General features: G+C 72.1%; 22 protein-coding genes. 17 read left to right on the plus strand and 5 right to left on the minus strand.

Annotated elements, in window-relative coordinates:
- The first annotated feature begins 35 nt into the window (after positions 1–35).
- From QQS16_RS36210 to QQS16_RS36250, 9 genes are all read left to right on the plus strand, one after another.
- Entirely contained in the window at positions 36–815 is a 780-nt protein-coding gene (locus QQS16_RS36210; RefSeq protein WP_286066758.1) for an arylamine N-acetyltransferase, read from the plus strand.
- A gap of 41 nt (positions 816–856) precedes the next feature.
- Entirely contained in the window at positions 857–2200 is a 1344-nt protein-coding gene (locus QQS16_RS36215; protein ID WP_286066759.1) for an NAD(P)/FAD-dependent oxidoreductase, read from the plus strand.
- 7 nt (positions 2201–2207) lie between these two features.
- Positions 2208–3338, plus strand: coding sequence for a 3-dehydroquinate synthase family protein (locus tag QQS16_RS36220; RefSeq protein ID WP_286066760.1), 1131 nt, complete (start codon positions 2208–2210; stop codon positions 3336–3338).
- Complete coding sequence (locus QQS16_RS36225) at positions 3335–4621, plus strand: 3-deoxy-7-phosphoheptulonate synthase (protein ID WP_286066761.1); 1287 nt, start codon at positions 3335–3337, stop codon at positions 4619–4621. The genes QQS16_RS36220 and QQS16_RS36225 overlap by 4 nt, the downstream gene beginning before the upstream one ends.
- Before the next feature lie 11 nt (positions 4622–4632).
- A complete protein-coding gene (locus QQS16_RS36230; protein ID WP_286066762.1) occupies positions 4633–5445 on the plus strand; it encodes a shikimate dehydrogenase family protein in 813 nt (270 codons plus the stop codon).
- Positions 5446–5563: 118 nt separating this feature from the next.
- Complete coding sequence (gene rifK, locus QQS16_RS36235; protein WP_286066763.1) at positions 5564–6724, plus strand: 3-amino-5-hydroxybenzoate synthase; 1161 nt, start codon at positions 5564–5566, stop codon at positions 6722–6724.
- Complete coding sequence (locus QQS16_RS36240; RefSeq protein ID WP_286066764.1) at positions 6721–7821, plus strand: Gfo/Idh/MocA family protein; 1101 nt, start codon at positions 6721–6723, stop codon at positions 7819–7821. The genes rifK and QQS16_RS36240 overlap by 4 nt, the downstream gene beginning before the upstream one ends.
- On the plus strand, positions 7818–8507 hold the full coding sequence (locus QQS16_RS36245; protein WP_286066765.1) for an HAD-IA family hydrolase: 690 nt from the start codon (positions 7818–7820) through the stop codon (positions 8505–8507). Before QQS16_RS36240 ends, QQS16_RS36245 begins: the two co-directional genes overlap by 4 nt.
- Positions 8500–9423 carry an ROK family protein gene (locus QQS16_RS36250; protein ID WP_286066766.1) on the plus strand — a complete coding sequence of 308 codons (924 nt, stop codon included), beginning with the start codon at positions 8500–8502 and terminating at the stop codon, positions 9421–9423. The genes QQS16_RS36245 and QQS16_RS36250 overlap by 8 nt, the downstream gene beginning before the upstream one ends.
- Before the next feature lie 4 nt (positions 9424–9427).
- Here QQS16_RS36250 and mhpA read toward each other — a convergent pair whose 3' ends face one another.
- Positions 9428–11113, minus strand: a complete 1686-nt coding sequence (gene mhpA, locus QQS16_RS36255) for a bifunctional 3-(3-hydroxy-phenyl)propionate/3-hydroxycinnamic acid hydroxylase MhpA (RefSeq protein ID WP_286066767.1) — start codon at positions 11111–11113, stop codon at positions 9428–9430.
- A gap of 286 nt (positions 11114–11399) precedes the next feature.
- Positions 11400–11594, minus strand: a complete 195-nt coding sequence (locus tag QQS16_RS36260) for a ferredoxin (protein ID WP_286066768.1) — start codon at positions 11592–11594, stop codon at positions 11400–11402.
- 252 nt (positions 11595–11846) lie between these two features.
- Between QQS16_RS36260 and QQS16_RS36265 the strand changes: the two genes are divergently transcribed.
- The 4 genes from QQS16_RS36265 to QQS16_RS36280 all read left to right on the plus strand — a co-directional run bounded on the left by QQS16_RS36265 (position 11847) and on the right by QQS16_RS36280 (position 15618).
- Positions 11847–12632 carry a thioesterase II family protein gene (locus QQS16_RS36265; RefSeq protein WP_286066769.1) on the plus strand — a complete coding sequence of 262 codons (786 nt, stop codon included), beginning with the start codon at positions 11847–11849 and terminating at the stop codon, positions 12630–12632.
- 1 nt (position 12633) lies between these two features.
- The gene (locus tag QQS16_RS36270; protein ID WP_286066770.1) at positions 12634–13983 is read left to right on the plus strand and encodes a cation:proton antiporter; all 1350 of its coding nucleotides are present in this window, start codon (positions 12634–12636) and stop codon (positions 13981–13983) included.
- A gap of 124 nt (positions 13984–14107) precedes the next feature.
- Positions 14108–14947 (plus strand): metallophosphoesterase family protein, encoded by an 840-nt coding sequence (locus QQS16_RS36275; RefSeq protein ID WP_286066771.1) that lies wholly within the window; start codon positions 14108–14110, stop codon positions 14945–14947.
- Entirely contained in the window at positions 14944–15618 is a 675-nt protein-coding gene (locus tag QQS16_RS36280) for a 4'-phosphopantetheinyl transferase family protein (RefSeq protein WP_286066772.1), read from the plus strand. The genes QQS16_RS36275 and QQS16_RS36280 overlap by 4 nt, the downstream gene beginning before the upstream one ends.
- Positions 15619–15628: 10 nt before the next feature.
- On the opposite strand, the gene QQS16_RS36285 is transcribed toward QQS16_RS36280, so the two are convergent.
- Entirely contained in the window at positions 15629–16945 is a 1317-nt protein-coding gene (locus QQS16_RS36285; protein WP_286066773.1) for a LuxR C-terminal-related transcriptional regulator, read from the minus strand.
- Positions 16946–17207: 262 nt separating this feature from the next.
- On the opposite strand from QQS16_RS36285, the gene QQS16_RS36290 reads away from it, so the two are divergent.
- The 4 genes from QQS16_RS36290 to QQS16_RS36305 all read left to right on the plus strand — a co-directional run bounded on the left by QQS16_RS36290 (position 17208) and on the right by QQS16_RS36305 (position 19519).
- A complete protein-coding gene (locus QQS16_RS36290) occupies positions 17208–17666 on the plus strand; it encodes a type II 3-dehydroquinate dehydratase (RefSeq protein WP_286066774.1) in 459 nt (152 codons plus the stop codon).
- Between the two features lie 640 nt (positions 17667–18306).
- Positions 18307–18768, plus strand: a complete 462-nt coding sequence (locus tag QQS16_RS36295; RefSeq protein ID WP_286066775.1) for a nuclear transport factor 2 family protein — start codon at positions 18307–18309, stop codon at positions 18766–18768.
- A 90-nt stretch (positions 18769–18858) separates the two neighbouring features.
- Positions 18859–19173 carry a hypothetical protein gene (locus QQS16_RS36300; RefSeq protein ID WP_286066776.1) on the plus strand — a complete coding sequence of 105 codons (315 nt, stop codon included), beginning with the start codon at positions 18859–18861 and terminating at the stop codon, positions 19171–19173.
- A gap of 160 nt (positions 19174–19333) precedes the next feature.
- Entirely contained in the window at positions 19334–19519 is a 186-nt protein-coding gene (locus tag QQS16_RS36305) for a hypothetical protein (RefSeq protein WP_286066777.1), read from the plus strand.
- 75 nt (positions 19520–19594) lie between these two features.
- Here QQS16_RS36305 and QQS16_RS36310 read toward each other — a convergent pair whose 3' ends face one another.
- Both QQS16_RS36310 and QQS16_RS36315 read right to left on the minus strand, forming a co-directional pair.
- Positions 19595–20206, minus strand: coding sequence for a hypothetical protein (locus tag QQS16_RS36310; RefSeq protein ID WP_286066778.1), 612 nt, complete (start codon positions 20204–20206; stop codon positions 19595–19597).
- Positions 20207–20669: 463 nt separating this feature from the next.
- Positions 20670–22022, minus strand: a complete 1353-nt coding sequence (locus QQS16_RS36315; RefSeq protein WP_286066779.1) for a lysine N(6)-hydroxylase/L-ornithine N(5)-oxygenase family protein — start codon at positions 22020–22022, stop codon at positions 20670–20672.
- Positions 22023–22152: the final 130 nt, after the last annotated feature.

A 22152-nucleotide genomic window follows, 5' to 3' on the forward strand; every position in this document is an offset into this window, starting at 1 on the left:
AGCAGCGATCTCCAGACGAAAGAAGGTGAGGGAACGTGTTCGACGCGGACAGGTATCTGGAACGCATCGGCTGCGCCGGAGAGACCGGTGTGGACATCGCGACACTGCGAAAGCTCCACAAAAGGCACCTGATGGCGATCCCGTACAACGGCGCCACCCAGGACTTCAGCGACGGACTGAGCCTCGTCGACCTCGACGAGGACGCCACGTTCGAGACGAGCATCGTCCAGGGGCGCGGCGGCACGTGCTTCCAGCTGAACCGGCTCTTCCACCGGCTCCTGACGGAACTGGGCTACGACGCCGCCCTGCTGGCGGCCAGCACCGCCGAGGGCTGGGAGGCCTCCGGAATCGACGTGGAGCACATGCTGGGCCGCGTCGCCCTGGACGGCGAGGAGTGGCTCGTGGACGTCGGCTACCCCGGCCCCTCCTTTGTCGAGCCGCTGCTGGTCTCCGGCACGGTGCAGAGCCAGTACGGCTCCCAGTACCGCCTGGTCGAGCGCGAATCGAGGATCGTTCTACAGCGCCGCGGAAAGGTCACCCGGTGGAGCGTCGTCTACACCCTCACGACGAAATCCAGGGAACTGAGCGACTGGAAGGACATCGAGGACTTCCTCGTCCGGGAGATCGCGGCGGAGGCCGGGGCGCAGGACGGCCGGAACATCCTGTGCGGCCGGACGTTCGACAACGGCCAGGCCGTCCTGAAGGGACGACGCCATCTGACGGTCCGTGACGGCCGCGAGGAAATCCGCACCATCACGGACGACACCGAGCACGAACAGCTGATCTCACACATGCTCTCCGGCGAATTCAAGTGACTCGCGCCCCGCAGACGAGTCGGCATCAGAAAGGGAAAAGAATGGCGAAGGAAACGGCCGATGTGGTTGTGATCGGCGGAGGGCCGGCCGGCGCGGTCAGCGCCTTCCTGCTCGCCAAGCAGGGGCACTCCGTGGTGCTCCTGGAGAAGGAGCCGAACCCCCGATTCCACATCGGCGAGTCCCTGCTGCCGTACATGATGGGTCTGTTCGAGCGGATCGGCCTGCGCGAGGTGGTCGAGGCCCAGGGGTACGTGCGCAAGTTCGGCGGCGAGTTCATCGACCCGACCGAGAAGAAGTTCTTCGAGGGTGTCTTCCGCGCGGACTTCACCAAGCAAGGGGTGGGCCGGCACGACAACGCGTTCCAGGTGGAGCGGGCCAGGTTCGACCGGATGCTCGCCGAGCAGGCCGAGGCCGCCGGCGCGAAGGTCCTGTTCGGTGCGAACGTGGGCGAACTGCTCATGGACGGTGACCGGATGGTCGGCGTCCGTTACGAGCGCGACGGCGAGTCCCACGAGGTGCGCTCCACCTATGTGATCGACGCCAGCGGCCGGACGGGGAAGATCGCCAACAAGTTCGGGCTGCGCAAGACCCTCGAGAAGCTCCGCATGGTGGGCGTGTTCCGGCACTACACCGGCCTCGACGAACGCCACAACCTCGGTGTCGAGGGCGACATCCAGGTCGGCGCCCACGACGACGGCTGGGTCTGGGCGATCCCGCTGTCCAAGGACACCATCAGCGTGGGCACGGTCATGCCGCGCGACGTGCTGCGCGCCTCGACACCGGAGAAGGTGTTCGAGGAGCACGTGGCCAGGATCCCGCGGATCACCGCGCGCCTGACCGGGACCCGGCCCACCACGGACCTCAAGATCGAGACCGACTACTGCTACCACGCGGACACGGTCACCGGGCCGGGCTGGCTGATGGTCGGGGACGCCGGCTGCTTCGGCGACCCCATGTTCTCCGGCGGGGTCCTGGTGGCCACGGCCACCGCCGTCCGCGCGGCCGAGACACTCGGGGAAGCACTGGCCGACCCGTCGGCCGAGGAGCGCCTGGTCGAGCGGTACGCCAACTACTTCAAGACCGGTTACGACACCTACATCCGGCTCATCCACGCCTACTACGACGGCGAGCTGGTCGCCATGGCCGCCGACGCCGCCCGCTCCACCGACCGGGACACCCTGGAGAAGTACCTCATCCGGCTGATCGGGGGCGACTTCTGGAGCGAGCACAACTCGGTCGCCCAGGAGATGCGCCGGCGCAAGGAGTGGGACACCTTCGAGCCGTTCCAGCGGGTCTACGGCTGCCCGTCCTATCCCCACCTGGACGAGCTCGACCGCAAGGAGCGGTCCGAGTCGCGGGTCCGCAAGGTGACGGCGGGCCGGTAGGGACGTCATGGCATCCATTCCGCTCCGCCTCAAAGACCACTCGTACGACGTCCTCATCGGCCCCGGGGTGCGTACGTCACTCGCCGATATCGTCCGACGGCTGGGCGCCGGACGGGCCGTCGTCGTGTCGGCCCGCCCGGAGGAATGGGTGCCCGACACCGGTGTGGAGACCCTGCTGCTTCCGGCCCGGGACGGAGAGCAGGACAAGACCTTCGCCACGGTGGAGACGCTGTGCGGCGAGTTCGTGCGCTTCGGGCTCACCAGGTCCGACGTCGTCGTCTCCTGCGGCGGCGGGACCACCACGGATGTGGTCGGTCTCGCGGCCGCCCTCTACCACCGCGGTGTGGCGGTCGTGCATCTGCCCACGTCGCTGCTGGCCCAGGTGGACGCCAGCGTCGGCGGGAAGACGGCGGTCAACCTGCCGGCCGGCAAGAACCTGGTCGGCGCGTACTGGCAGCCGAGCGCGGTCCTGTGCGACACGGACTACCTGTCGACCCTGCCGCGGCGGGAGATGCGCAACGGCTACGGCGAGATCGCCCGCTGTCACTTCATCGGCGCGCCGGACCTGCGGGCCATGGCGCTGCCCGACCAGATCGCCGCGAGCGTCCGCCTCAAGGCCCGCGTCGTGGAAGCCGACGAGCGGGACGCGGGCCTGCGGCACATCCTCAACTACGGCCACACACTGGGCCATGCGCTGGAGAAGGCGACCGCCTACACCCTGCGCCACGGTGAGGCGGTGGCCATCGGCACGGTCTTCGCGGGCCGGCTCGCCGGCGCCCTCGGGCGCGTCGGCCGGGCGCGGGTGGCGGAGCACGAGGACGTGGTCCGCCACTACGGCCTGCCCGCCGCCCTGCCCGTCGAGACCGACCCCGCGGACCTGCTGCGGCTGATGCGGCACGACAAGAAGGCGATCACCGGACTCGCGTTCGTCCTCGACGGACCCACGGGCGCGGAACTGGTGGGCGACGTCCCGCAGGAGGTCGTCGCGCACGTCCTCGGACAGATGCCCCGAGCTCCCCTGGCCGACCTCGTCGACACCCCCGAACCGGCCGCCGCGTCCGCGCCCACGGCCGCGACGGCACGTACGGCTCCGGTTGCCGCCGCGTCGGCACCCACGGCCGGCAGGGCGCGGTCATGAGGCAGTCGCTCCAGTGGCCGGCCGGCATCGACGCGGCGTCCGGCGCCGGCCGGCCGGCCGGCCGCCTCCTCGCCGGCAGGCTGGCGGAAGCGCTGGCCCGGCCGGCCGCGCAGCAGCCGGTCTGGCCGGACCCGGAACAGGCCCAGGACGTGCGGGCACTGCTGCACAGCGCCGAGCCGATCGTCCGGCCGGCCGAGACGGCACGACTGCGGGAGCAACTCGCCGCGGTCGCCCGCGGCGAGGCGTTCCTCCTCCAGGGCGGCGACTGCGCCGAGTCCTTCGCCGAGAACACCGAAGCCCACCAGCTCGCCAACCTGGGGACGCTGGCCCGGATGGCCGACGTCCTCACCCGCCGCACCGCACGGCCCGTCGTCAGGGTCGCCCGGATGGCCGGGCAGTACGCCAAGCCCCGTTCCCGGCCCGTGGACGCCCAGGGGCTGCCCGCCTACCGCGGCGACATGGTCAACTCCGCCGAGCCCACCCGGGCGGCCCGCGCCCCCGACCCCTACCGGATGCTGCGCGCCCACGCCGACGCCGCGGGCGCGATGGCGCTGATCCGCCGGCTCGGCCGCGAGGGTCTGCCCGCCGGCGACGTCCACGTCAGCCATGAGGCGCTGCTGCTCGACTACGAGCAGTCCTCGCTGTGGGTGGACGACAGCGGACCCGAGCCCCGTCTGTCCAGCGGGCTCGGACACTTCCTGTGGATCGGCGAGCGCACCCGCCGACTCGACGGCGCGCACATCGCGTTCGCGCAGCTGCTGGCCAATCCCATCGGCCTCAAGATCGGTCCGGGCACCACCCCGGAACAGGCCGTCGAGTACGTGCGCCGGCTCGACCCGCACGCCGAACCCGGGCGGCTCACACTGATCAGCCGCATGGGGCACACCCGGGTGCGGGACGTGCTGCCGCCGATCGTGGACAAGGTCGCCGCCACCGGCCACCAGGTGATCTGGCAGTGCGATCCGATGCACGGCAACACCTACACGTCGGCGAACGGATACAAGACCCGGCAGTTCGACGCGATAGCCGACGAGATCGCCGGTTTCTTCGACGTGCACCGGCGGCTGGGCACCCACCCCGGCGGCCTTCATGTCGAGGTCACCGGCGAGGACGTCACGGAATGCGTCGGAGGTGCCACGGGCCCGGCCGAAGCCGACCTGCCCGCCCGCTACCGCACGGCCTGCGACCCCCGCCTCAACGCCGACCAGGCACAGGAACTCGCGTACGTCGTCGCCGAACGGGCGGCCGCGGGCGTCACGGACCGCACGGCGAGGCCGCGATGACCACACCGGCGATGACCGGACCACCTCCCGTCAGGTCCGTCCAGGGCACCACCCGGCTGTACGCCGTCCTCGGGGATCCCGTCGCCCAGGTCCAGGCGCCCGCCCTGATGAACCCGGTCCTCGCGGAGCTGAACATCGACGCGGTGGTCGTCCCGGTGCACGCCCGGCCGGAGCACCTGGAGGACATCGTGCGCGGCCTCAAGCGGGTGGAGAACCTCGACGGCATGTTCGTCACCGTGCCGCACAAGGCTGCCGTCCGCCGCCTCGCCGACCGGTGCGGCACGACCGTGGACATCGTCGGCAGCGCGAACGTACTGCGCCGCGAGGCCGACGGCGGCTGGCTCGCGGAGAACTTCGACGGCTCGGGCTTCGTGGCCGGTCTCGCAGGGGCCGGGCACGAGCCCAGGGGCAGCCGCGTGGCGCTCGTCGGCACGGGCGGTGCGGGCAGCGCCATCGCCGCAGCCCTCCTCGCGGCCGGCGTCGACCGGCTCCTCGTGTACGACACGGACACGGCGAAGCTCACCGCGCTGGCCGCCCGGCTGAAGGCGCACTGGCCGGGCCGGGTGCACGCCCTGAGCGGACCACACCTGCCGGACGTCGACATCGCGGTCAACGCCACACCGCTCGGACTGCGCGCGGACGACCCGCTGCCGTTCGAACCGGCTTCCCTGCCGTCGGGCAGCCTCGTGGCCGACATCGTCATGAAACCCCGCGAGACACGACTCCTCCGCGAGGCCGCCGCACGAGGACATCGCATCCATCACGGAATTCACATGCTCGAGGGACAACTGAATTCCTATAGAGCCTTCTTCGATCTGCGGTGAACAGCGCCGCCTACTACCGGACCAAGGGATGCAGGAGCGTCGGCAGGGACCTAATTTGGACCTGCTGTTCAGCTTTTCTGTGCCCTGTATCGAGTCACATCCAATTACTTGGAGAGTCATGAACGTGCGACAGGCGCCGGAATTCCCCCAGTGGCCGCAGTACGACGCGACGGAACGCGAAGGCCTCATCCGTGCACTCGAGCAGGGCCAGTGGTGGCGGATGGGCGGAAACGAAGTCGACTCATTCGAGCAGGAGTTCGCCGAGTTCCACGGCGCCGCCCACGCCCTCGCCGTCACCAACGGCACCCACGCCCTCGAACTCGCCCTTCAGGTCATGGGAGTCGGCCCGGGCACCGAGGTCATCGTCCCGGCCTTCACCTTCATCTCCTCGTCCCAGGCGGCGCAGCGGCTCGGCGCCGTCGCGGTCCCGGTCGACGTCGACCCGCACACGTACAACATCGACGTGGCGGCGGCCGCGGCAGCCGTGACACCGCGCACCCGCGTCATCATGCCCGTGCACATGGCGGGCTTCTTCGCCGACATGGACGCCCTGGGCAAGCTCTCCGCCGACACCGGCGTCCCGCTGCTCCAGGACGCCGCGCACGCCCACGCCGCCCGCTGGCAGGGCAAGCGCGTCGGCGAGCTCGGCACGGTCGCCGCGTTCAGCTTCCAGAACGGCAAGCTGATGACTGCCGGCGAGGGCGGCGCCGTCCTGTTCCCGGACACGGAGAGCTACGAGACGGCGTTCCTGCGGCACAGCTGCGGCCGGCCCCGCACCGACCGCCGCTACCGGCACCGGATCGCCGGCTCCAACCTGCGGCTCAACGAGTTCTCGGCGGCCGTCCTGCGGGCTCAGCTCGGCCGCCTGGAGGAGCAGATCACGACCCGTCAGCAGCGCTGGGCCGTCCTGTCCCCGCTGCTCGAGGCGATCGACGGCGTCGTCCCGCAGCGCGGCGACGAGCGCACCGACTTCCCCTCGCACTACATGGCGATGTTCCGGGTGCCCGGCATCGGCGAGGAGCACCGCAACGCCCTGGTCGACAGGCTCGTGGCGGCCGGCATACCGGCGTTCGCGGGCTTCCGCGCGATCTACCGCACCGACGCCTTCTGGGAGCTGGGCGCCCCCGACGAGACCCCGGACCAGGTCGCCGAGCGCTGCCCCCACTCCGAGGCCATCAGCCAGGACTGCGTCTGGCTGCACCACCGTGTGATGCTGGCGACCGAGCAGGACATGCACCGCACGGCCGACATCATCGCGGACGCCGTGGCCGCCGTATGAGCGTCAGGACAGCCGTCGTCGGGCTCGGCTGGGCGGGGCGGGAGCTGTGGCTGCCACGGCTGACCGGGCACGCCGACTTCGATGTGGTGGCCGTCGTCGATCCCGCGCCGCCGGCGCGGACCGCGCTCGACGCGGCACCGGGCGTACCCGTGCACCCGACGGTGGACGCGCTGACCGCCCGCGCGGTCGACCTCGCCGTCGTCGCCGTCCCCAACCATCTGCACGCCGAGGTCGCCGCGGGCCTCCTCGGCCGGGGCATCTCCGTCTTCCTGGAGAAGCCGGTGTGTGTGACGTCCGGGGAGGCCGGCACCCTGGCGGCCGCGGAACAGCGCGGCGGTGCCGTGCTCCTGGCCGGCAGCGCCGCCGCACACCGCGGTGACGTGACCGCCCTGGCGCGGCTGGTGCCGGAGCTGGGCCACATCCGCCATGTCGACCTGTCCTGGGTGCGGGCGCGCGGCATCCCGCAGGCCGGCGGCTGGTTCACCCAGCGCAGCAAGGCCGGCGGCGGTGTCCTGTTCGACCTGGGCTGGCATCTGCTCGACACGCTCGCGTCCCTGCTCGGCCCGGCCCGCTTCACCCAGGTTGTCGGCGTGACCTCGAACGACTTCGTGGGTGCCGGCGCCTTCCGCGCGGCCTGGCGGCGGGACGAGCCCGCCGCCGGCGCCGCCGGTGACGTCGAGGACACCGCCCGCGGCTTCCTCGTCCGCGACGACGGCGTCTCGGTCTCCCTGCGCGCCGGCTGGGCCTCGCACGAGGCGCGGGACGTGACCCGGATCCAGCTGGTGGGCAGCGCCGGAACCGCCGAGCTGAGATGCACCTTCGGCTTCAGCCCCAACCGTCACCCCCACGCGGAGCTGACGCTGACCCGCGAGGGCACCACCACGTTCCTGCCGGTGCCGGACGAGCCCATCGGCACCGAGTACCGGCGCCAACTGGACGGCCTCGCCGCGCTCCTGGCCGACCCGGCCCGTCGCGGCAGAGCCATCGACGAGGCCCGTACGACGGTCCGCGTCATCGAGGACCTCTACGCGTCGGCCCGTTCCGCGCACGAGCAGACCGCCGTACCCGCCCATCAGCAGGAGGTGAACAGCCGGTGAGCTCACCAGCTTCGACAGCGAACGCGCTCCCCACGATCCAGCCGGTCAGACGGGCCGTGATCTTCGACCTGGACGGCGTCCTGGTCGACAGTTTCGCGGTGATGTACGAGGCGTTCGCCATCGCCTACAAGGAGGTGGTCGGCGACGGTCCCGCGCCGTTCGACGAGTACCGGCGCCATCTGGGGCGCTACTTCCCGGACATCATGCGGATCATGGGCCTGCCCCTGGAGATGGAGGAGCCCTTCGTCCGCGAGAGCTACCGGCTCGCGCCCCAGGTGCCGGTCTTCGACGGCATCGTGGACCTGCTCACCACCTTGCGGGTGCGGGGTTTCCGGCTCGCCGTGGCCACCGGCAAGAGCGGGCCACGGGCGCGCTCCCTGCTCGGCGAGCTGGGGCTGCTGCCCTTCTTCGACCATGTGATCGGCTCGGACGAGGTCACCCGTCCCAAGCCGGCCCCGGACATCGTGGAGCACGCCCTGGAGCTGCTGGGCTTCTCGCCCGAGCAGGCCGTCATGGTCGGCGACGCGGCGACCGACATCGCCAGTGCCCACGGCGCCGGCGTGGCCTCGGCCGGCGCCCTGTGGGCGCTGTCCGACGCCGGCGAACTGCTCGCCGCCGAGCCGGGCGTCGTCCTGCGCCACCCCGCCGACCTGCTGGCCCTGTGCCCGTCCGTGCCCGGTGACTGAGGAACGGCGCGGCGGCCCGGGCACAGCGCACCATCTCGGTGTCGACATCGGGGGGACCAAGGTCGCGTTGCGGGTCGAGGCCGGCGGGCGGTGCGTCGACGAGACCGTCTTCGCCTGGCGCCCACGGCACAGCGCCGACCGCGACCTCGCCCAACTCGCCGCGCACGTCGCCGAGTTGTGTGAGGCCCTGGATGCGCCCCCGAGGGCGGTGGGCGTCGCGATGCCGGCGACCGTCGGACCGGACGAGCGGGTCACCGCCTGGCCGAGCCGGCCCGAATGGACCGGCACGGACCTCGGCGGCGCCCTGCGCGCACTGTTCCCCGAGGCCGCGGTCGCCTGGGCGGACGACGGCGACCTCGGCGCCCTCGCGGAGGCACAGGCCGCCGGCCGCGACGACCTGCTCTATCTGGGCGTCGGCACGGGCGTCGGCGGCGGCTTCGTCAGGGGAGGCGAACTGCTCCCGGGCCCGGGCCGCGGCTCCTTCGAGATCGGGCACACGGTGGTCGAGCTGGACGGCCCGCGGTGCGTCTGCGGCCGCCGCGGATGCCTCCAGGCCATCGCCTCGGGCCCGGCCACGCTGCGGCACGCGGCCCGGCTGCGGGGCGGCGAGGTCACGTACGACGCGCTGCGGCAGGCCTGGTACGACGGTGAGACCTGGGCGGTCACCGCGCTGCGGCGCACCTGCCGCGCCCTGGCCGCCGCCGCGGTCGGCGTCCAGGAACTGCTCCATCCACGACTCCTGCTGATCGGAGGCGGCTTCGCGAGCGGCATCCCGGGCCTGCACACCCTCGTGTCCGCCCAGCTCGCGGAGCTCACCCGCCCCGGACAGCCGCTCCTGGAGGTGGGATCCGCCTCGTTGGGGGCGCTGTCCTCGCTGCGGGGCGCGGTCGCGCTCGCCCGGCTGATCCGGCCCTGACCGGTCACACCGTCCGGATCGGTTCACCGGCCGGCGCGGACGCGCCCAGCCGGCTCCGCAGGTCGTCGACCAGCGTCGCGGTGTCCTCCGGGCCGGCGGCGGCACCGAAGACATGGTGGTCCGGCCGGATCAGCAGGGCGGTCGCGTCATGCTCGGCCAAGTACGCCCGGTAGCAGCCGTCCACATCGATCACGTCGGTCACGTCGGTCACGTCGTCGGTCACGTCGGTCAGGCCCTGCCCGGTGCCCTCGGCCGTTCGCACCGCGGCGTCCCGGCCGGCGCCGGGCGGCGACAGACGCACCACACGGGTCCCGAGAGCACGCAGGAAGGACCACCTGTCCGCGCCGAGCGCGGGGCGCGGGTCGTCCGTGCTGAGCAGGACGAAGCCACGGCCCACGACCTCGTCGAACAGCCCCGTGCCGCCCGGCGCCGCCACCCGCCCCTGCGGCACCACCGCCCCGTTCGGCGTCGCGGACGGCCGCCGCAGCAGCCCGGCCGACAGCGGCTTCGCCGGCTCCGGCTGTCCCGGCCCGGTACGCCCGCGCCGACCCGCGAGCACCGTGGCGTCCCGCTCCGCGGCGGCCTCCGGGTCCGTCACACAGATCATCCTGCCCAGCTGCACCGACGACAGGATCGAGTCCTTCACGTGCTGCCGGCGTTCCTCGGCATGGGTGTCGAGGAGGGAGGCGTCGGCCAGGCCGCTCAGCGTCAGATCCAGCTTCCACGCCAGACCGACCACGTCCCGGATCCCGGAACACATGCCCTGCCCGGCGAAGGGCGGCATCAGATGCGCCGCGTCACCGGCGAGCAGCACCCGGCCCACCCGCCACTCGTCGGCCCAGGCGGCCCGGAACATGTAGGTGGTGGAGCGCAGCAGGGTGGCGGTGTCCGGAGTGACGCCGAACGGCTTGAGCAGGCGCCAGGCCGTCTCTTCCCTGTTCAGCTCGGCGCTGCTCTCGCCCGGCAGCCGCATGAACTCCCAGCGGCGGTGTCCCGGGCCGCTGCCCACCAGGGTCGTGGGCCTGGCCGGGTCGCAGATCTGGATGTTGGTGGGGGTGAACTCGCGTGGCTCGTGCAGCTCGACGTCGCACAGCAGCCACTCGTAGGAGAACCCGAGATCGGTCAGGGGAACACCGAGGTGCTCGCGCACGAAGCTGTTGGCGCCGTCACAGCCCACGACCCAGTGCGCGCGGACGGTGCGACTCGTCCCGTCATCGGTCTCGGCGGTCAGGGTCACCCGCTGATCGTCCTGGGTGATGTCCACGACCCGGTGCCCGCGCAGCACCGTGATGCCGGTCAGCGACGCCGCCCTGGCCATGAGCAGTTCCTCGAGGGCGGGCTGATGCACGGTGTTGGCGTCCGGCCAGCCGTAGCGGCCCTGCGCCGAGAACGCGATGTCCAGCAGCGTCTGTCCCGCCGCGGTACGCCACTGGTAGCCGGTGGCCGGCTCGGTGATCCGGCTGAGGCCGGCCCCGATACCGGTGGCCGCGAGCAGCCGGGCGGTCTCCCCGTCGAAGCTGGTCGCCCGCGGGAGCGGATACGGCCGGGGGCGGCGCTCGAGGACGGTCACGCGGTACCCGCGCTGGGCCAGCAACACCGACAGGGCGGCGCCGATCGGCCCGTAGCCGACAACGGCCACGTCCGTGTCCGTCGGGGTCGCGTACGTGCCGTGCGGACGAATGGTGGACATCGTGATCCCTATTCGCAAGGTGTCGAAGAACCGCGAGGGCAAGGAAAGGGGCGCGGAAGAAAGGCGCGGCCAGTGTGTGGCGCTGGCATGCAAGGTACGGGATCGGCGCGGGAACCCTCCTCGAAAGACGGTCGAGCCGTGACGGAGCGGCAGCGCCGAGGAAGCTCCGCGAAAGGAGTTCCCCGCCGCGCGCGGGCGGCCGAGCGATCCGCCCGGCGGGTCCGTCGGTCTCACCCGGTGCCGAGCAGTGGACCCCGCCGCCCGCCCGGGCCGACCCGGGCCAGGGTCATCCGTCCAGGGAGAGCGCCTGGGCCGGACACAGGTCGACGGCCTCGTGGACCGCCGACAGCAGTGTGCCGCCGGGTTCGGCGTCCAGCACGACGACCAGGCCGTTCTCCTCGCTCTGGTCGAACACCTCCGGCGCGATGCGCGCGCACTGACCCGCGCCGACGCACTTGTCGGTGTCCGCGACTGTCTTCACGGCTCATGCCTCCTACGGTGAGCGGCGGATTCTCGCCCATGATGCCCGAGGCGTACGAAATCGACGCCGCCGCGCCGGCGAAACAAATACCACCCCAGCGAAACTCGAGTGCGCGCAAGTCCAATTGAGTCCACGAATTGAAGCACGCTGTGGCACGACCACAGCGGGCACGAAGTCCCACCTTTCAGGACCGTCGATCCGCGGTGGGGCACCAGCGTGCCCAAGGACGATTCCTGGAAGGAATTTCTGGCCGTGCCTCAACCACCGGAGCAGTTCAGGACATGGGTCCGCCGATACCAGGCGGCGCCGGACAGCGCGGTCCGCCTCGTATGCCTGCCGCACGCCGGCGGATCCGCGAGCTTCTACTTCCCGCTGGCCAAGGCGCTCGCGCCCGCGGTGGAGGTGCTGGCGGTGCAGTACCCGGGGCGGCAGGACCGGCGCCACGAACCCCACATCACCCGTCTCTCCGACATGGCCGACCAGATCTTCGCGGCGGTACGCCACCTCGACGACCGCCCCCTGGCGCTGTTCGGACACAGCATGGGCGCCGTCCTCGCCTACGAGATCGCGCTGCGGATGCAGGACGCCGGCCTCCCCGCGCCCGTACGCCTCTTCGCCTCCGGCCGGCGCGCCCCGTCCCGCGACCGCCACGAACAGGTCGACCCGGGGGTGGACGAGGAGATCCTGGCCGAACTGCTCCGGCTGAGCGGCACCCCCGCGGAGCTGCTCGCCGATCCGGAGATACGGGAAATGATCATGCCCCCGCTCCGCAGCGACTACCGGGCCGTCATGGCCCACCGCTTCACCCCCGGCCGGAGGCCGGACTGCCCGGTGACGGTGCTCACCGGGGACAGCGACCCCCGGGTCACGGTCGACGAGGCGGCGGCCTGGGAAGAGCACACCACCGGCCCGACGGAGCTCCAGGTGTTCCCGGGAGGCCACTTCTTCCTCGCCGAGCAGAGCACGCGCGTCGCCGAACTCATCGCCGACCGGCTGGCCGGCCGGTACGTCGCCACCCGTCACGAGGCGTGGACCTGAGATGACCGAACTCGCTGCCGCTCCGGTACCGACCATCCCCCACCACTCGCTGCTGGTGTTCCTCCTCCAGCTGTCGGTCCTGCTGTTTCTGGCCCTCGCCCTGGGGCGGTTGGCCGCGCGGTTCAAGATGCCCGCCATCGTCGGCGAGTTGCTCGCCGGTGTGATCGTCGGCCCCTCGCTCCTCAGTCACGTATGGCCCGACCTCGCCGACTGGCTGCTGCCGAAGGATCCCGGCCAGCAGCATCTGCTCGACGCGGTGGGTCAGGTGGGCGTCATCCTGCTCGTCGGCATCACCGGCATGGAGCTGAAGTTCGACCTCGTCCGACGGCGCCGGCACACGGCGCTCCGGGTGAGCCTCGCCGGTCTGCTGGTGCCCTTGGGGCTCGGTGTCGGCGTCGGCTTCCTGCTGCCCGCATCGCTCATGGCGGGCGACACGAGCCCGACGGTCTTCGCGCTGTTCCTCGGCGTGGCCCTGTGCGTCAGCGCGATCCCGGTGATCGCCAAGACCTTCATGGACATGAACCTCCTGCACCGCGACGTCGGGCAGCTGACCCTTGCCGCCGGCGTCATCGACGACATCGTCGGCTGGTTCCTGCTCTCCATCGTGTCGGCGATGGCGACGGCCGGACTGAGCACCGGGACGATCGCCGCCTCCCTGCTCCACCCCGTGGCCGTCGTGGTGGCCGCCTGGCTCGTGGGACGCCCCCTGGTGAAGTGGGCGTTGCGCGCGGCGGGCCGCTCCTCGTCGTCGACGCCCACCGTCGCGGTGACGACGCTGATCGTCCTGCTCGGCGCGGCGGCGACGCAGGCGCTGCGGCTGGAGGCGGTCTTCGGCGCCTTCGTGTGCGGCGTCCTGATCGCCACGAGCGGCGAACTGGACCGGGAGAAGCTGGCCCCGCTGCGCACCGCGGTCCTCGCCTTCCTCGCACCGGTCTTCTTCGCCACGGCCGGTCTCCGGATGGACCTGACCGCGCTGGCCAGGCCCACCGTCCTGGCCGCGGCGTGCGTGGTACTGGCCGTGGCGATCCTCGGCAAGTTCGTGGGAGCCTACGTCGGCGCGGCGATGAGCGGACTGGGCCGCTGGGAGGCCCTCGCGATCGGCGCCGGCATGAACGCCCGCGGGGTGATCGAGGTCGTCGTGGCGATGGTGGGCCTGCAACTCGGGATCCTCGGGGCCGAGACGTACACCATCATCATCCTCGTCGCGATCGTGACCTCGCTGATGGCGCCGCCCATACTCCGGGTCGCCATGGCCCGGGTCGACGATAACGCCGAGTCGGACATGGGCATGACCGGCACGAAGACACGCGACCTGGCGTCCCCGTCGCCCGCGTCGCCCGCCTCGGTGTGACGGTGCGGACAGCGAGGCGGGCGCACGGTGCCGTCACGCCGGGGCCCGGCCGGGACACCGGGCCCCGGGCGCCGCACGGCGCGCCGTGCTGCCGAGCGACACCGGCGCCGGAAGGGGGCGAGAGGTGACCAGGACGGCCGACGGCGGCGGACAGCTGCTGGCCATCAGCGACCTGCACATCAGCCACGCCGACAACAGAGCCCTGGTCGAGCGGATGGCACCGGAATCGGACGACGACTGGCTGCTGGTGGCCGGGGACGTGGCGGAGACCGTCGCCGACATCCGGTGGTGCCTGAAGACCCTCGCCTCCCGCTTCCGCAAGGTCCTGTGGGCCCCCGGCAACCACGAGCTGTGGACCCACCCGAGCGACCCCGTCACCCTGCGCGGCGTCGACCGCTACGAGCACCTGGTCGAGCTCTGCCGCGACCTCGGCATCACCACGCCCGAGGACCCCTACCCGCTCTGGGACGGACCGGACGGCCCGGTGGCCGTGGCACCGCTGTTCCTGCTGTACGACTACTCGTTCCTGCCCGCCGGGTGCGCCACCGCGGACGAGGGGCTGGCCTACGCGCACAGCACCGGCGTGCTCTGCAACGACGAGAACCTGCTGCACCCCGACCCCTATCCGAGCCGCGGGGCATGGTGCCGGGCCCGGGTCGCCGAGACCGAGCGCAGGCTCGCCGAACTCCCCGACGGCCTGCCCGTCGTCCTCGTCAACCACTACCCGCTCCACCGGCACCCGACGGACGTGCTGTGGTACCCGGAGTTCGCCATGTGGTGCGGCACCCGGCTGACCGCCGACTGGCACCGCAGATTCCGGGTGGCCGCCATGGTCTACGGGCATCTCCACATCCCGCGGACCACCTACCACGAGGGCGTCCGCTTCGAAGAGGTGTCCGTGGGCTACCCACGCGAGTGGCGGCAGCGCCGAAGCCCGCCGGGAAAGCCGCGCCGCATCCTGTGATCGCGGAACTGCTCCCCGCACCGGTGGCTGTCGCGCAGACGTACGGCGACGACGAGACCGCGCCCCTCTACCCGGAGGAGCAGGCGCTCATGGCCGACGCGGTCGACCTGCGCCGCCGGGAGTTCGCCACCGTACGAGCCTGTGCCCGCCGCGCCATGGCGGAACTCGGCCACGCGCCGCGGCCCGTCCCGAGCTCCTCCCGCGGCGCTCCCTGCTGGCCGCCCGGCCTGGTCGGCAGCATGACCCACTGCGACGGCTACCGCGCCGCCGCCCTGGCCCACGCCACCGACCTGGTCTCCGTCGGCATCGACGCCGAACCCCACGCCCCGCTCCCGGAGGACGTCCTGGAGGCCGTCCGGCTGCCCTCCGAGCAGCGGCGTCTGGAGTATCTGGCCGCGCGGCACCCCGCCGTGCACTGGGACCAACTCCTGTTCAGCGCCAAGGAGTCCGTCTACAAGGCGTGGTTCCCGCTGACCGGGGACCGCCTCGACTTCATGGACGCGGACATCGAGTTCCAGACCGCGCCGGGAACACCGCCGCGGGGAGGTTTCCGGGCCGGGCTGCTGGTCCCGGGGCCGCTCGTGGGCGGCCGGCGGCTCACGCACTTCACGGGACGGTGGGCGGTCCACCGCGGCCTCGCGGCCACCGCCGTGACAGTCCCGCACCCCTGAGGGGTGCTCCTCAGCGAGCCTGCGCGCTCCTGGCGGCCGTGCTCGAGAACTGGCTCCACGCCCTCGTCAGCTCCACCCGCGAGGTCACGTTCATCTTCCGGAAGATCTTCTTCAGATGGAAGGCCACGGTGTGACCGGAGATGAACAGGCGTTCACCCACTTGGGAGTTGGTGAACCCCTGGCTCACCAGCTCGGCCACGGCGGCCTCGGTGTTGGTGAGCGAGCCGGTGTTCACGCCGTCCTGGCCGGTGTACTCCGGATAGCGGCCCCGCCGCACTCCGAGCGAGCGAAGCCGGCTCACGACCCGGCGGGCATCCCGCGGCGCCGCGGCATCCGTGTAGCCGTCCACCGCCGACTCGAAGGCCTGGAGCGCCCGTTCGCGCTCCGCGGGCCGCGCGGCGAGGAGTTTCCCGCCGTCCTCCCAGGCGGACGCACCGGCCCACGGGTCCAGATGCGAGGCGGCCGCAGCGACGACCTTGTCCGGATTCCTCTCCAGGACCCCGCCGGCGTGCAGCGCCGCCGCCACCACGGAACGCAGCCCGCGGTTGCGCGCGGCGAGCGCGGAGGCCTCCGCGACCACCCGCCGGGCGAGCGCCTCGTCCCCCAGCTTCCGGGTGGCCCGAACGAGCCAGGCGGCAGCGGCGGGCTGTGACGCCAGCAGTTCCCTCAGCAGCCGGTCGTCCGTGACGATGCCCACGATGAGCTGGGCAGCGCTCGACGCGCCGCCCTGCACCTCGAGGAGCTGAGCCGCGGCCCAGGCACACTGACCCGGCCGTTGGGCCGTCTGGCCGAGAAGGGCGCAGTCCCGCAGCTGATTCGCGAACTCCCTGCTCAGGCTCATGTTGCCCTGCCGGAGGGCGCTCAGCGCCATCACGGTGTGCGCATCGGGCAGAAAGCGGTGCAGGCCGGTTCGCCGCGCCCGGTCGACGCCCTTGCGCGCGAGACCGACAGCGGTGTCGACATCGCCCTTGGCGAACGCGAGATCCGCGGCACAGAGCAGCGAGGCCGTCTCCAGGCCGCCGGCCTCGGGCCGGGCCGCCGCCAGCCTGTCCACGTCGGCCAGCGCCCGCGCTCCGGAGGAGAGATCGCGGATTCCGACCAGCAGGGCCGCGTACCAGATCTTCGCCGAGCCCTGGCAGTCCGCGGTGCACGCGGACTCCGCCCGGCCGGTGGCGCTCGCCAGGCGAATGCCTTCCTCGAGCTCACCGCGCGACCAGGCGGAAAAGGAGGACTCGGACAGGCGGACGGTTTCGCAGGAGTTTCTCCGGCAGACGCGGATGACGGAGAAAGCGGGGGGCAGCCGCAGGCGAAGCGGAGAATCGAGCATCACGTCTCCTGTCATGGTGGCCGTGCTGTCCGAGTGACAGGGTAGGGCGGGGACACGACAGCGGCGGCGCCGGACTGCGCAGGCTGTGGGGGGTCTTGAGCGGAGCACGACCGGCCTTCGAGCGGCATGCCGGGTGGGGGCACGGGGCGGGCTCGAAAGCCACTCGAACTGTCGGCTCCGACGGTGGCGCGACGCGAACGGCGGCGACAGCATGAACGCGGTCCGGAGTCCGCGGGTGAATGTGAATACCGAGGTGGCCACCTTGAGCGTCGTACTTCTGTTGAACGGTCCCAATCTGGGCATTCTCGGGCGGCGTGAGCCGGAGATATACGGCACCGACACGCTCGCCGACATCCAGGCGGCGGTCGCCGAAGAGGTGAGCGTCCGCGGATGGGACGTGCTCTCGATACAGCACGACTCGGAAGGGGACCTCGTCGGCGCCCTGCACGAGCACAGTGACACCACCGTCGGCGCCATCGTCAATCCCGGCGCCCTGATGATCGCCGGCTGGAGCCTGCGCGACGCGCTCGCCAGCTACGCGCCGCCATGGATCGAGGTGCACCTCAGCAACGTATGGGCGCGCGAACAGTTCCGGCACGAATCGGTGATCGCCCCGCTGGCGAGCGGAGTCGTGGTCGGCCTGGGAGCGTTCGGCTACCGCCTGGCGGCCCAGGCGCTCATGCACCTGTCCGTACCGGTGCCGCGCGGCGCGACCGCCTGACCGAGTGCCCCGGCCCGGCCGTACGCACCCGGTTGCGCCGTCACCGTTCCGCCGTACCGCTCCTGGTCTCCCCGCGCTCTTCGCGCGTCCTCCGGGATGCCCGCCGACGCCCCACCCGTGCCGCGTCGGGTTGTCCGGATCGCGGGGACGCGATGCCGCCGGCGTGCGGGAGTGGCCGAGGGCAGTCCAGGCTCGCCTCACCTCTCACCGGGCCATCAGGAGGGCAGGACGGCAGCGGTCCGCGCCGCGCCCTGTCGGCGTGCCCCGTTCGTCGTGCCCGGACCGGATCGGCCCGGGCACGACGGCGGGCCGAGCAGCGCGGCAGGGCACCGGCCCTGACCGCCCCGTGGTACGCCGCGGCGAACTCCCGGGCGGCCTCCTGCGTGGTGAGCCGGGCGAAGGACACCTCGGCGCCTTTCGCGCCGTGCGCGATCCCGCGGGGTCGCGCACGGCGGCCTGCCGCGGCAGGCCGCCCACCGGAAGACCCCCGTGGGCGGGAGCGCTTGAGGAGTTTTCGAAAGATGCTCGATCCGAGCCTCGAAGACTGTCCGTACCGAGTTCGGATTCCCTGGAGTACCCGGGCTCCCCTCGACGTCCCTCACCACCCCGAGGACACGGACGGAAGCGGAGGCTGCGATCAATGACCGTCGAACTGGTGGACACCGCCCCACACACGCTTCCCAGCCAGGAGTTCGCCGCCCTGTACGCGCAGGTGCAGCAGTTCTACGCGCACCAGATGCGGATCCTGGACGCGCACGACACCGAGCGCTGGGCCGGCACCTTCACCGAGGACGCCGTCCTCGAACTGCCCGCCCTGTCCGAGCCGGTGCCTGCCCGCGCCGGGCTCGCCCGTTACGCGCGCGCCGGCGCGGCACGGCAGCGGCGGGCCGGCGGCCGCCTCACCCACTGGGTCGGCATGCTCGACGCGGAGCCCCAGGCGGACGGGTCGGTGCACACCCGCTGCTCGGCCCTGGTGTACGTCACGCCGAGCGGAGACGGTCCCAAGGTCCTGCGGGTGTGCGTCATGGCGGACGTCCTCGTCCGCGCCCACGGCGAGTGGCGCATCGCGCACCGTCGAGTGACCCGCGACGACCTGGCCTGAGCGACCGCGCGTACCGCACGCCCATGTACCAGGCACCAGGCACCAGGGAAGCACCTGAAACCGAGAGCGGCCGACGCCGAGGAGGCAGCCATGCCCGACTCCGAGACCAACCCGGTACCGCACCGCCAGGAACCGCACCTGCGCAGGGACGAGATCGCCTCCCGGGCCCGGGCCGAGGCGCTGGCGATGGCCTGCGCCGACACGGCCCACTCCCACCGCCCTGCGGGCGAGCTGGTGGCCGCCGCGCTGAAAGCGCACCGCACGCTGTCGCGGGGACTCGGACCGGGCGGGCCGGTCACGCCCCTGGGGCCGGACGCCGGAGTGCGAGGGCTCGCCGCCTTCCTCGCGGTCTACGCCGCCCAGCAGGAACACCGGGACGACCGCGACCCGGCGGCAGCGGCGTGAGGTGGAGCACCGCTTCAGCCGAACTCGACGTTCCGTACGGCCCGAGGGACTCGGGGCCGCCCTCTGCCTAGAGTCGGCCGTGCACATCCCCTCCCTGTCCGCGCCCGCCTGACGTCACTGACGCGGGCGGGCGCGTCGACGTCCGGGACGGGAGCGGCCGGTGCGGCCGCAGACCGGGTGCGGCCGGCCGTGGACCACCTCACGCTCGTACGGCGTGGACCGGCTCGTGCGGGCGGGGGTCGCCGACGACGTGGCGATCGACGACGTGGAGATCGCGATCGACGCGGACTCCACCTCCGTCGTACCGGTGCTGACGGACGGGGTGTCGACGGCGGCACGTTCGTGACGGCGGCCGGGGCTTCGTGCGTCTTCGGCCCGCTGGCGCGCTCTCCTCGCTCGGCCTGACCGGTGGCTCGGCCTCTCAGGGCAGGCTGGTGAACGCGGCGAAAATGTCGTCGAGTTCGTGCGTGTGCACGGTGAGCGCCTCGGGCGTGATCGCCGCCGAGTCGAGCACCGCGAGCACCGCCCGCAGGGTGTCGACGCCGGCGTCGCCGCAGATCTGGAGGGTGAGCGTCTCCGGATCGCTCCACGCGTCGCCGAGACCCGGGCCTGATCCGGCGCCGAAGGCGACGCCGGCCCGTCCGAGTGTGATCGCGTCGGCGAACCGCAGGCGGACGAGAGCGTCGGGCGGATCGTTCCGGGGCGCCGGCCATGACTCGGGACCGTCGGACCGGAGGCCGTCGGATTGGAGGCCGCCGGACTCGGCATGGCCGGCCGGTCGGCCCGGCCCGGGCTCCTGGTACGTCGGCAGGACGCCCGGGCGGGAGCGAGGGGGGCTGGCCTCGGGCCCGGCGGGGTGGTCGCTCTCGTGCGACGCCTCGGCCTCGGCCAGGGCGCTCAGCAGTACGCGCCGGGCCTCGGGCGGGAGGGAGACGGCGAGGCGGCGGGCGAGTTCCCGGGCCTCGTCCCCGTCCGTTCCGGCCGCGACGGCCAGTTCGTGGCCGAGGGCGGCCAGCTGAGGCGTGAGATCCACCGCGGGTGTGTGCGTCACGGGCACTGCCCTCGCCTTCGCTCGGTTGGTGTGCTCGTCAGCCATGGCGTGTCCGCCCGGCCGGCTGACGACCGTCCGGCCGACGGGCATGAGAACCTCGCACGCCGGGGACGAGGCCGCCGACGGGGCGGTTGGCGCTCATGGCACGACTCCTTCCGTCGAGGACCCAGGCCACGGGCGGGCCGGCCCCTGTGACCGGCGGACATGTGCTTTGACGCGGCCCGAACACACGCGGCCTAGCAAGGGCTGCGCGGCCCGCGGTCCTCCTCTCGAAAGGGAATCGCGGCCGGCTCGGACGGCACTCGAACGGCACTTGAGCCCGAGGGGCCGAGGTTCCCGCCGGCACCGCGTGCGGTGAGCGGGCGCCTCCCGGAACCGACGGGGGGCGGGGCCCCGGTGCTGCGGCACACAGCACCGGGGCCCCGCCCCACGGTGTGTGCCCGCCTCACGCGGCCGAGGACGCTTCCTCCAGGGGGCGGGTGCGCCCCAGCTCCCGCTCGGCGCGCCGCAGCACGATCGAATCGGCGATCTCGCCGCTGCGTACCGCGATGTTCGACAGCAGGGCCGACGACAGGCCGTGGGTGTGCTCGGTCCCGCCCTGGAGGTAGACGCCGCAGGTCAGCTCCGACGCGGTGACGAGGCGGTAGTCGCGTTCCACCCGGTGCCTGCCCGCCGCGTCGCGCAGGAAGTGCCGGTCGAAGTCGCCGAGCAGGTGGGCCGGGTCCAGGCCGTCGTAACCACTGGCGAACACCAGCGCGTCGACGGCCAGTTCATCCGTCCGGTCGTCGAGCACCGAGCGCAGCATCACCCGCGTCTCGCTCTCGACGCGCTTGACCTCGGCGACCCGGGTGAGGCTGCGGAAGTGCAGTCGCCGGCTGCCGCGCACCTGCTCGTCGTACGAACGCTGGTACAGCGCCCGGATGACGTCGGCGTCGACCACCGAGTAGTTGGTGTTGCGGTGATAGCGCCAGAACGCGTCCCGTCCCTGCTCGGTGCCGAAGTAGTACTCGTCCACCGCGCCGGGGTCGAACACCTCGTTGGCGAAGGGGGTGTCGTCGGCGACGGAGTAGCCGTAGGACGGGATGACCGCGCAGACCTGGGCGTGCGGCAGCGAGTCGTAGAGGAACCGGGTGATCTCGGCCGCGCTCTGGCCGGCGCCGACCACCGCCACGCTCTTGAGGCCGTCAGGGTCCTGTGCGTTGAACCTGCCCAGGAACTCCGAGCTGTGCCATACCCGTTCGTCGGCGGTCACGCCCTCCGGCAGGCGCGGCACCAGGCCGGTGGAGACCACCACGTTGCGTGCGGTGACCCGGCTGGTGGTGCCGTCGCCGGTGCGCACCTCGATCTCGAGGAGGTCCGGCGTTCCGCTCCCGTCCTCGGTGGCGGGCCGGATCGAGGTGACCTCGGCGCCGTAGGTGACCCGGTCGCCGAAGCCGGCGGCCGCCCACTCCAGGTACTGGTGGAATTCCTGCCGGGTCGGGAAGAAGTCCTGGTTGTTCACGAACTGCACCAGCCGGTTCGAGGCGTGCAGGTAGGAGACGAAGCTGAACCGGGACATCGGATTCCTGAAGGTCGCGAGGTCCTTGAGGAATGAAATCTGCATGGTCGTCGACGGCAGCAGCATGTTCCGGTGCCAGCCGAAGCTGGGCTGCCGCTCGAAGAAATGGGATTTGACCGGATGCTGCGGGGCGCTCGCCCCATGTTCCTCCAGGGCGATCGCGAGCGACAGGTTGGACGGGCCGAACCCGATACCGACCACATCGTAGATCTCCTGGTCACGCCTACCCGTTATGCCCATAGAAATTCTCCCGCTTGCGTCTGGAAAACTCGGCCGGTGGCCCGAGAGATCGTTCTGCAGTGTCACCCGGAGACCATCTCAAAGGCAACTAGAAGATGACCTGAAGACCGTTCGAGAACCTCTCCTGAGG

The organism is Streptomyces sp. ALI-76-A (assembly GCF_030287445.1).
Taxonomy (GTDB): Bacteria; Actinomycetota; Actinomycetes; order Streptomycetales; family Streptomycetaceae; genus Streptomyces.

Bases quoted from the DNA above. Each gene is read 5' to 3' on its own strand.
- QQS16_RS36215 (WP_286066759.1), top strand. From the start codon at position 857: ATGGCGAAGGAAACGGCCGATGTGGTTGTGATCGGCGGAGGGCCGGCC.
- QQS16_RS36220 (WP_286066760.1), top strand. From the start codon at position 2,208: ATGGCATCCATTCCGCTCCGCCTCAAAGACCACTCGTACGACGTCCTC.
- QQS16_RS36225 (WP_286066761.1), top strand. From the start codon at position 3,335: ATGAGGCAGTCGCTCCAGTGGCCGGCCGGCATCGACGCGGCGTCCGGC.
- QQS16_RS36230 (WP_286066762.1), top strand. From the start codon at position 4,633: ATGACCGGACCACCTCCCGTCAGGTCCGTCCAGGGCACCACCCGGCTG.
- rifK (WP_286066763.1), top strand. From the start codon at position 5,564: ATGAACGTGCGACAGGCGCCGGAATTCCCCCAGTGGCCGCAGTACGAC.
- QQS16_RS36240 (WP_286066764.1), top strand. From the start codon at position 6,721: ATGAGCGTCAGGACAGCCGTCGTCGGGCTCGGCTGGGCGGGGCGGGAG.
- mhpA (WP_286066767.1), bottom strand. From the start codon at position 11,113: ATGTCCACCATTCGTCCGCACGGCACGTACGCGACCCCGACGGACACG.
- QQS16_RS36270 (WP_286066770.1), top strand. From the start codon at position 12,634: ATGACCGAACTCGCTGCCGCTCCGGTACCGACCATCCCCCACCACTCG.
- QQS16_RS36285 (WP_286066773.1), bottom strand. From the start codon at position 16,945: ATGCTCGATTCTCCGCTTCGCCTGCGGCTGCCCCCCGCTTTCTCCGTC.
- QQS16_RS36295 (WP_286066775.1), top strand. From the start codon at position 18,307: ATGACCGTCGAACTGGTGGACACCGCCCCACACACGCTTCCCAGCCAG.
- QQS16_RS36300 (WP_286066776.1), top strand. From the start codon at position 18,859: ATGCCCGACTCCGAGACCAACCCGGTACCGCACCGCCAGGAACCGCAC.
- QQS16_RS36315 (WP_286066779.1), bottom strand. From the start codon at position 22,022: ATGGGCATAACGGGTAGGCGTGACCAGGAGATCTACGATGTGGTCGGT.